Source organism: Lentibacillus juripiscarius (assembly GCF_042685205.1).
Lineage (GTDB): Bacteria > Bacillota > Bacilli > Bacillales > Amphibacillaceae > Lentibacillus > Lentibacillus juripiscarius.
In genome coordinates this window covers 24,546-33,230 of the sequence record NZ_JBHUNA010000016.1, presented here as the reverse complement: position 1 = coordinate 33,230, position 8,685 = coordinate 24,546, and the positions used below count along the sequence as shown (strand labels likewise).

Here is an 8,685-nt window from a genome sequence, read left to right as displayed (position 1 = left end):
ACTCCAATCCTTTAAAAGTTAGTTCAGTGTAGTAATCTACACTAGGTGCGACTGCCCGTCGCACAAAAAACAGACAGCGTATGCCGCTGTCTGTTTTCCTATTGGAGTTATTACTCAATGATTGTTGAAACAACGCCAGATCCCACTGTGCGTCCACCTTCACGGATGGAGAAACGGGTGCCGTCCTCGATGGCAATCGGTGAAATCAAGTCAACCTTCATTTCAATGTTGTCACCAGGCATAACCATTTCTACACCTTCAGGAAGTTCAATAACACCAGTTACGTCCGTTGTTCGGAAATAGAATTGCGGACGATAGTTAGCAAAGAAAGGTGTATGACGTCCACCTTCATCTTTGGACAATACGTAAACTTCTGCTTTAAATTGCATATGTGGTGTAATAGATCCTGGCTTAGCCAAAACCTGTCCACGGTTAATGTCTTCACGAGCTACACCACGGAGAAGCGCACCAATGTTGTCTCCAGCTTCAGCGTAGTCAAGAAGCTTACGGAACATCTCAACGCCAGTAACCGTTGTTTTTCTCAGGTCTTCAGCAAGGCCAACGATTTCAACTTCGTCCCCTACTTTAACAGTTCCACGCTCAACACGGCCAGTTGCAACCGTTCCGCGTCCTGTGATGGAGAAGACGTCCTCAACAGGCATCATGAACGCTTTTTCATGGTCACGCTCAGGTGTTGGAATGTATTCATCGATTGCTGTCATCAGTTCCATGATTTTGCCCTGATGCTCTTCATCGCCTTCAAGTGCTTTCAATGCCGAACCTTTAACCACTGGAATATCATCTCCAGGGAAATCATATTCTGTCAGCAAGTCGCGAACTTCCATTTCAACCAATTCAAGAAGCTCTTCGTCATCAACCATGTCAACTTTGTTCAAGAATACAACAATTGCCGGAACACCAACGTTACGTGAAAGCAAAATGTGTTCACGTGTTTGTGGCATTGGGCCGTCAGCTGCAGATACAACCAGGATAGCGCCGTCCATTTGTGCGGCACCAGTGATCATGTTTTTAACATAGTCAGCGTGGCCTGGACAGTCAACGTGTGCATAGTGACGTGTTTCTGTTTCATACTCAACGTGAGATGTTGCGATTGTAATTCCGCGCTCTTTTTCTTCCGGTGCATGGTCGATTTGATCGAAGTCCATTGCAGTACCTTTGCCGGATTTTGTATGCATCGTCGTTGTGATTGCTGCAGTCAGTGTTGTTTTACCATGGTCAACGTGTCCAATCGTTCCAATGTTAACGTGACTTTTCGAACGGTCAAATTTTTCTTTAGACATGTATAGTTCCTCCTTTAGTAAAATAAAAGTATAGTATGGGTTTATATCAAGCAAGGAAAAACAATGGCGCTTATCCTTAGCCTTCAATAAATGTTATACGTCAGTTGTCAGGAAAAATCAATTATTCTCCTGCATTTTTCTTAATAATTTCTTCAGAGATGCTTTTCGGTACTTCTTCGTAGTGATCGAAATGCATTGTAAATGTTCCACGGCCTTGTGTATTGGAACGAAGTGAAGTTGCATAACCAAACATTTCAGCCAGTGGTACGAAAGCTCTGACAACCTGGGCAGGTCCGCGTGGTTCCATTCCTTCTACGCGTCCGCGGCGAGATGTCACATCACCCATGATATCTCCCATGTATTCTTCAGGGACAACGACGTCAACTTTCATCATTGGTTCCAGAAGAACAGGTTTACACTTGGCTTTCGCTTCCCTAAGGGCCATGGACCCGGCAATTTTAAATGCCATCTCGTTGGAGTCTACGTCATGGTAGCTTCCATCAAATAGCGTCGCCTTAACATCAATAAGCGGGTAACCGGCAAGGACACCGTTTTCTAATGCTTCACGGATTCCTGCTTCAACAGATGGAATATATTCCCGTGGTACGACACCGCCGACAATTTTGTTGTTGAATTCAAATCCAGCGCCTTCTTCATTTGGCTCAAATTCAACCAGGACATGGCCGTACTGACCGCGTCCACCGGATTGACGGATGAATTTACCTTCAACTTCAGCCGATTCGCGGAATGTTTCACGGTAAGCGACTTGTGGTGCACCGACTTGTGCTTCCACTTTGAACTCAACTTTCAGGCGGTTGACAATAACGTCAAGGTGCAACTCACCCATCCCGGAAATGATAGTCTGGCCTGTTTCCACGTCCGTTTCTGTTTTAAAGGTCGGATCCTCTTCTGCGAGTTTGCCGAGTGCAATTGCCATTTTATCCTGGTCTGCTTTTGTTTTCGGCTCAATAGCAACAGAGATAACTGGCTCTGGAAAATCCATGGACTCTAGCACAACAAGATCTTTTTCAGCACAAAGCGTTTCCCCTGTAGAAGTGTCCTTCAGCCCTACACCGGCTGCAATCTCACCGGCATAAACCGTCTTAATCTCTTTACGGGAGTTTGCGTGCATTTGCAAAATGCGTCCGACACGTTCCCGCTTATCTTTTACAGAGTTTTGGACGTATGATCCGGAATCAAGTGTACCAGAGTAAACCCTGAAGAACGTCAGCTTACCTACATATGGGTCTGTCATGACTTTAAATGCAAGCGCTGAGAAAGGTGCATTATCATCGGATGGACGGGTTGTTTCTTCTTCCGTTCCAGGTACAAAGCCTTCAATCGGCGGTACATCGGTTGGTGCCGGAAGATAGTCAATGACACCATCCAATACCAGTTGAACACCTTTGTTCTTAAAGGCAGAACCGCAGTAGACAGGATAGAATTCAACGTTCAGTGTGCCTGTGCGGATAGCCTTTCTAAGCTGTTCGTTGGAGATTTCTTCCCCTTCAAGGTATTGCATCATTAAATCTTCGTCAAGTTCTGCAACAGCTTCTACCAGCTCTGCGCGAAGTTCTTCGGCTTTTTCTTTGTATTCAGCGGGAATCTCACGGGCTTCCGCACGTGTTCCTAATTCATCTTCATAATAGAACGCCTGCATGGTTACCAAGTCAATGATACCTTCGAAGTTATCTTCGGCTCCAATAGGCAGCTGGACCGCATGTGCATTGGCGCCAAGACGCTCTTTTAGTGTATTGGTCGAATACATGAAGTCTGCGCCCACTTTGTCCATTTTGTTAATGAACACAATACGTGGTACACCATACGTTGTTGCCTGGCGCCAAACCGTTTCGGTCTGGGGCTCCACACCCGACTGAGCGTCAAGAACAGTAACTGCACCATCAAGTACCCGCAGTGACCGTTCAACTTCAACGGTGAAGTCCACGTGACCTGGCGTGTCGATAATATTTATACGGTGATTTTTCCACTGGGCTGTGGTAGCAGCGGAAGTGATGGTGATCCCACGTTCCTGCTCCTGTTCCATCCAGTCCATCTGTGATGCCCCTTCATGGGTTTCACCGATTTTGTGAATACGTCCTGTATAGAAAAGAATACGCTCGGTAGTAGTGGTTTTTCCTGCGTCAATGTGAGCCATAATACCAATATTTCGCGTCTTTTCCAAGGAGAACTCTCTGGCCATGTATTCTTCTCCTTTCTGTTGTATACTTTTATAATGTTGTTATTACCAGCGGTAGTGCGCAAATGCCTTGTTGGCTTCTGCCATTTTATGCAATTCTTCGCGCCGTTTAACAGATGCACCTGTGTTGTTGGAAGCATCCATAATTTCGTTTGCCAGCCGTTCTTCCATTGTCTTTTCCCCACGAAGACGTGAATAGTTGACAATGTAGCGAAGTCCTAGAGCCTGACGGCGTTCTGGACGCACTTCCATCGGCACCTGGTAGTTCGATCCGCCGACACGGCGTGCACGAACTTCCAATACAGGCATAACATTTTTCATAGCCTGCTCAAAAACCTCCATTGCATCTTGGCCGCTTCGTTCAGAAACGATTTCAAATGCCTTATAAAGTATCTTTTGAGCTTTGCCTCGTCTTCCATCAATCATAATCTGGTTAATCAGACGGGTCACTAGTTTTGAATTATATAGCGGATCCGGCAAGACATCGCGTTTAGGTACTGGTCCTTTACGTGGCATATGTCCCCCTCCTTTCCTGTGTCTGTATCATGAATCAGTTATTTCTTTTTGGCCTTAGGCTTCTTAGTGCCGTATTTTGAACGACCTTTGGCACGACCTTCCACACCTGCAGTATCCAATGCACCGCGTACAATGTGGTAACGCACACCTGGCAAGTCTTTTACACGACCGCCGCGAAGAAGCACAACACTGTGTTCTTGGAGATTGTGGCCAATTCCAGGTATATATGCCGTTACTTCCATGCTGTTAGACAGACGTACACGCGCATATTTACGAAGTGCTGAGTTCGGCTTCTTCGGTGTCAATGTACCGACACGTGTACAGACACCCCGTTTTTGCGGTGAGTTAAGCTTCGTGAATTCCTTTTTGAAGCTATTGTATCCCCGGTTCAATGCTGGAGAATCATACTTTTTCGGCTTGCTTACACGGCCTTTTCTTACAAGCTGATTTATTGTAGGCATTCTTGTTTTCCTCCTTTCAAAAGTGAATGATTAAAGATCTTGAGAACACCACGAGATTGCCAGTTTTGTAATCCCACACACCCAGGTGTTCAACCTTTTGCAAAAAACAAAGCTTTCGCGAATGAATTCGCCAAAACTTCTATTGTTTTACTGCCACAGCTGATGCGTCCACATCAATTCCGCATGCGGAACCAAGTCTTTTCTTTGAGTCCACACGGCGGCATGGTATTCCCAGCTCATCAGCCAGGTTCTCTACCTTCTGCGTGATTTGCCAGTCTGCATCATCAGCAATAAACACTTCACTTACAGCACCGTTTTTCATCGCCTTAAGTGTTTGCTTTGTTCCGATTACAAGATTCGCCTGAAATCGGGTTACTTTTTCATAAGACATTCGCATATCCTCCAAAGCAACAAATGTAATCGGAAGCACCCTGGATATATTACCATTCTCTTTTATTAATGTCAATGTTATTTGCATTTAATTTTTGGGTGCTTCCGATTATTTTCATAGCAATTTATTGTACAGTTTCTGTCTCTTCCGGTTCTTCCGTATCTTCCTCCGGTTCATCTGTCGCTGTTTCCAATCCACGGTAGCGCTGGATGCCGGTGCCGGCCGGAACAAGTTTACCGATGATGACATTCTCTTTCAACCCTAACAGTTCATCACGCTTGCCTTTAATAGCAGCGTCTGTCAGCACACGTGTTGTTTCCTGGAAGGATGCAGCTGATAAGAAGGAGTCCGTTTCCAGGGATGCTTTCGTAATTCCAAGCAAGACCGGTTTACCAACTGCCGGGTGTGCTCCCTCCTGCAATACAGTGCGGTTCGCCTCTTTGAACTGGTGGATCTCCAGTAATGAGCCTGGGAGTTCGTTTGTGTCACCAGATTCAACGACACGGATTTTACGCATCATCTGACGGACCATTACCTCGACGTGTTTGTCTCCTATTTCAACACCTTGCATGCGGTATACCTTTTGCACTTCACGCAGCAAGTACTGCTGTACGCCTTCGATACCCTGTACTTTCAGAAGTTCTTTCGGATCGACCGAACCTTCCGTAAGCTCCTGTCCGGCAATCACCTGATCACCTGGAGTTACTTTCAAGCGTGCGTTGTAAGGAACCGGGTAAGTACGCTGTTCCACTTCACCCTGTATGACTATTTCCTGTTTGTCTTTTCCTTCTTTAATTTCTTCTACCGTACCATGGACTTCACTGATGACAGCTTGCCCTTTCGGATTGCGCGCTTCAAACAGTTCCTGAATACGCGGCAGACCCTGTGTAATATCGTCTCCCGCTACACCACCTGTATGGAATGTGCGCATGGTTAGCTGTGTACCAGGTTCACCGATGGATTGTGCGGCAATAATGCCTACTGCTTCACCTACTTCAACCTCATCACCTGTAGCAAGATTTCGTCCATAGCATTTCTTACAGACACCGTGTTTTGTATTACACGTAAACGCTGAGCGGATAATAACTTCCTCGACTCCAGCTTCAGTTATTTGTTTAGCCTGATCTTCAGACATTACTTCGTTTTTCTCAGTGATAATTTCGCCTGTTTCTGGATGATGTACATTTTCAAATGCAGTACGTCCAACCAACCGGTCGACAAGCGGCTCAATCATCTCGGTGCCCTCTTTCAATGCAGAAACGGTCAAACCGCGATCAGTTCCACAGTCATCTTCACGGATAATGACATCCTGGGCCACATCAACAAGACGGCGTGTCAGATATCCGGAGTCTGCTGTTTTCAGCGCTGTATCAGCCAGACCTTTACGTGCACCGTGTGTCGAAATAAAGTATTCGAGTACTGTCAGTCCTTCACGGAAGCTGGACTTAATCGGCAGTTCAATAATCTTTCCTGCCGGGTTAGCCATCAGGCCGCGCATACCTGCAAGTTGCGTAAAGTTGGACGCATTACCCCTTGCACCGGAGTCACTCATCATAAAGATTGGGTTTCGATTATCCAGTGACTCCATCAAACGCTCTTGAATATCGTCTTTGGCTTTCGACCAGATTGCAATTACCCGGTCATACCGTTCATCCTCCGTAATCAGACCGCGTCGGAATTGTTTCTGTACTTTATCCACTTTACTTTGTCCATCATCAAGTATTTCTTCTTTTTCCTTGAGAACAACAATATCGGAAACACCGACAGTCATACCAGCTTTTGTTGAGTAACTGAAGCCAAGATCCTTCATGCGGTCAAGCATTCTTGACGTTTCTGTAATCTTGAATCTCTTGAACACCTCTGCGATGACGTCACCCAATATACCTTTTTTGAACGGAGGAACGATCTCACGCTTGCGTATTTCTTCTGGGATATCAGACCCCTGTTCAACAAAATATTTATCCGGCGTCTCCAATTCCAGATTGTGTTTCGTCGGTTCGTTGATATACGGGAATGATTCCGGCAAAATCTCGTTGAAAATAAGCTTACCGATGGTTGTTATAAGCATTTGCTCCTGCTGTTCTGCCGTGAACGACTCTTTATTCAAGCTGGATGCTTTAATCGCAACTCTTGTATGCAAGTGAACATAGCCATTCTGGTAGGCAAGCAATGCTTCCGCCGTGTCTTTAAACCGGCTTCCTTCACCAATTGCCCCGGCACGTTCAAGGGTCAAATAGTAGTTACCCAGAACCATATCCTGTGATGGTGTCACAACTGGTTTGCCATCTTTCGGATTCAGGATATTTTGAGCAGCAAGCATTAGGACGCGTGCCTCTGCCTGCGCCTCTGCAGAAAGCGGTACGTGAACAGCCATCTGGTCACCGTCAAAGTCAGCATTATAAGCTGTACACACCAGTGGATGCAATCGGATAGCGCGACCTTCAACCAACACCGGCTCAAATGCCTGGATCCCGAGACGATGCAAGGTTGGTGCACGGTTCAGCAACACCGGATGTTCTTTGATCACTTCTTCCAAAACATCCCAAACTTCCGGATGTATGCGTTCAATCTTCCGCTTAGCTGATTTGATATTGTGTGAGTAGCCTTTTTCGACCAATTCCTTCATGATGAATGGCTTGAACAGTTCCAGTGCCATTTCTTTCGGCAAACCACATTGGTACATCTTTAGGCTTGGGCCGACAACAATGACGGAACGACCGGAATAGTCCACCCGTTTACCGAGCAGGTTCTGACGGAAACGTCCCTGTTTCCCTTTCAGCATATGAGAAAGGGATTTTAACGGACGATTGCCAGGTCCTGTTACAGGACGTCCGCGGCGTCCGTTATCAATCAATGCATCAACTGATTCCTGCAGCATGCGCTTTTCGTTTTGCACAATAATGCTTGGTGCACCAAGATCAAGCAACCGTTTCAGCCGGTTATTGCGGTTAATAACACGCCGGTATAGATCATTCAGGTCTGATGTTGCAAAACGGCCGCCATCAAGCTGGACCATCGGACGGATTTCCGGTGGGATGATCGGCAGCACATCTAGAACCATCCATGATGTATCATTTCCGGAGTTACGGAATGATTCGAGAACTTCCAGACGTTTGATGGCACGGGTCCTGCGTTGCCCCTGTGCTGTTTTCAATTCTTCTTTGAGTGTCTCGACTTCTTTTTCAAGGTCAATATCCTCCAGAAGCTTGCGGATTGCCTCTGCTCCCATTTGCGCTTTAAACGTAGCACCATATTTATCATAATATGCCCGGTATTCTTTTTCAGAAAGCAGCTGTTTCTTTTCAAGCGGCGTGTCGCCAGGTTCCGTGACAATGTATGCAGCAAAGTAAATGACCTCTTCCAATGCACGCGGTGACATATCCAATACGAGCCCCATGCGGCTTGGAATCCCTTTAAAATACCAAATGTGGGATATAGGTGCAGCCAGTTCGATATGCCCCATGCGTTCACGGCGCACTTTTGCCTTGGTGACCTCTACACCACACCGATCACAAACAACTCCCTTATAGCGAACACGTTTGTATTTTCCGCAGTGACATTCCCAATCTTTCTGCGGTCCAAAGATCCGTTCGCAAAACAACCCGTCTTTTTCCGGCTTTAGTGTACGATAGTTGATTGTTTCCGGTTTTTTGACTTCACCGTACGACCATGAGCGAATTTTTTCCGATGAAGCCAACCCGATTTTCATATACTCAAAATTATTTACATCCAGCAAGGGTCTACCTCCCTTTTTAGTGTCCGATTTCCCTATGAATCTGAAAACAAGATGAAGGCCGGGGGAAGAAATCGGCTGTATGG

6 protein-coding genes are annotated in these 8,685 nt (G+C 46.1%); all 6 read right to left on the bottom strand.

The window, feature by feature from the left end; genetic code table 11:
• Nucleotides 1–110 precede the first annotated feature (110 nt).
• On the bottom strand, nt 111–1,301 hold the full coding sequence (tuf, locus tag ACFSUO_RS07340) for an elongation factor Tu (RefSeq protein WP_382392595.1): 1,191 nt from the start codon (nt 1,299–1,301) through the stop codon (nt 111–113).
• Between the two features lie 121 nt (nt 1,302–1,422).
• Nucleotides 1,423–3,501, bottom strand: a complete 2,079-nt coding sequence (fusA, locus tag ACFSUO_RS07335) for an elongation factor G (RefSeq protein ID WP_382392593.1) — start codon at nt 3,499–3,501, stop codon at nt 1,423–1,425.
• 42 nt (nt 3,502–3,543) lie between these two features.
• A complete protein-coding gene (gene rpsG / locus ACFSUO_RS07330; protein ID WP_382392591.1) occupies nt 3,544–4,014 on the bottom strand; it encodes a 30S ribosomal protein S7 in 471 nt (156 codons plus the stop codon).
• A gap of 38 nt (nt 4,015–4,052) precedes the next feature.
• The gene (rpsL, locus tag ACFSUO_RS07325) at nt 4,053–4,475 is read right to left on the bottom strand and encodes a 30S ribosomal protein S12 (protein ID WP_382392589.1); all 423 of its coding nucleotides are present in this window, start codon (nt 4,473–4,475) and stop codon (nt 4,053–4,055) included.
• Between the two features lie 139 nt (nt 4,476–4,614).
• A complete protein-coding gene (locus ACFSUO_RS07320; RefSeq protein ID WP_382392587.1) occupies nt 4,615–4,866 on the bottom strand; it encodes a ribosomal L7Ae/L30e/S12e/Gadd45 family protein in 252 nt (83 codons plus the stop codon).
• Nucleotides 4,867–4,990: 124 nt separating this feature from the next.
• On the bottom strand, nt 4,991–8,602 hold the full coding sequence (rpoC, locus tag ACFSUO_RS07315; protein ID WP_382392585.1) for a DNA-directed RNA polymerase subunit beta': 3,612 nt from the start codon (nt 8,600–8,602) through the stop codon (nt 4,991–4,993).
• Nucleotides 8,603–8,685 lie beyond the last annotated feature (83 nt).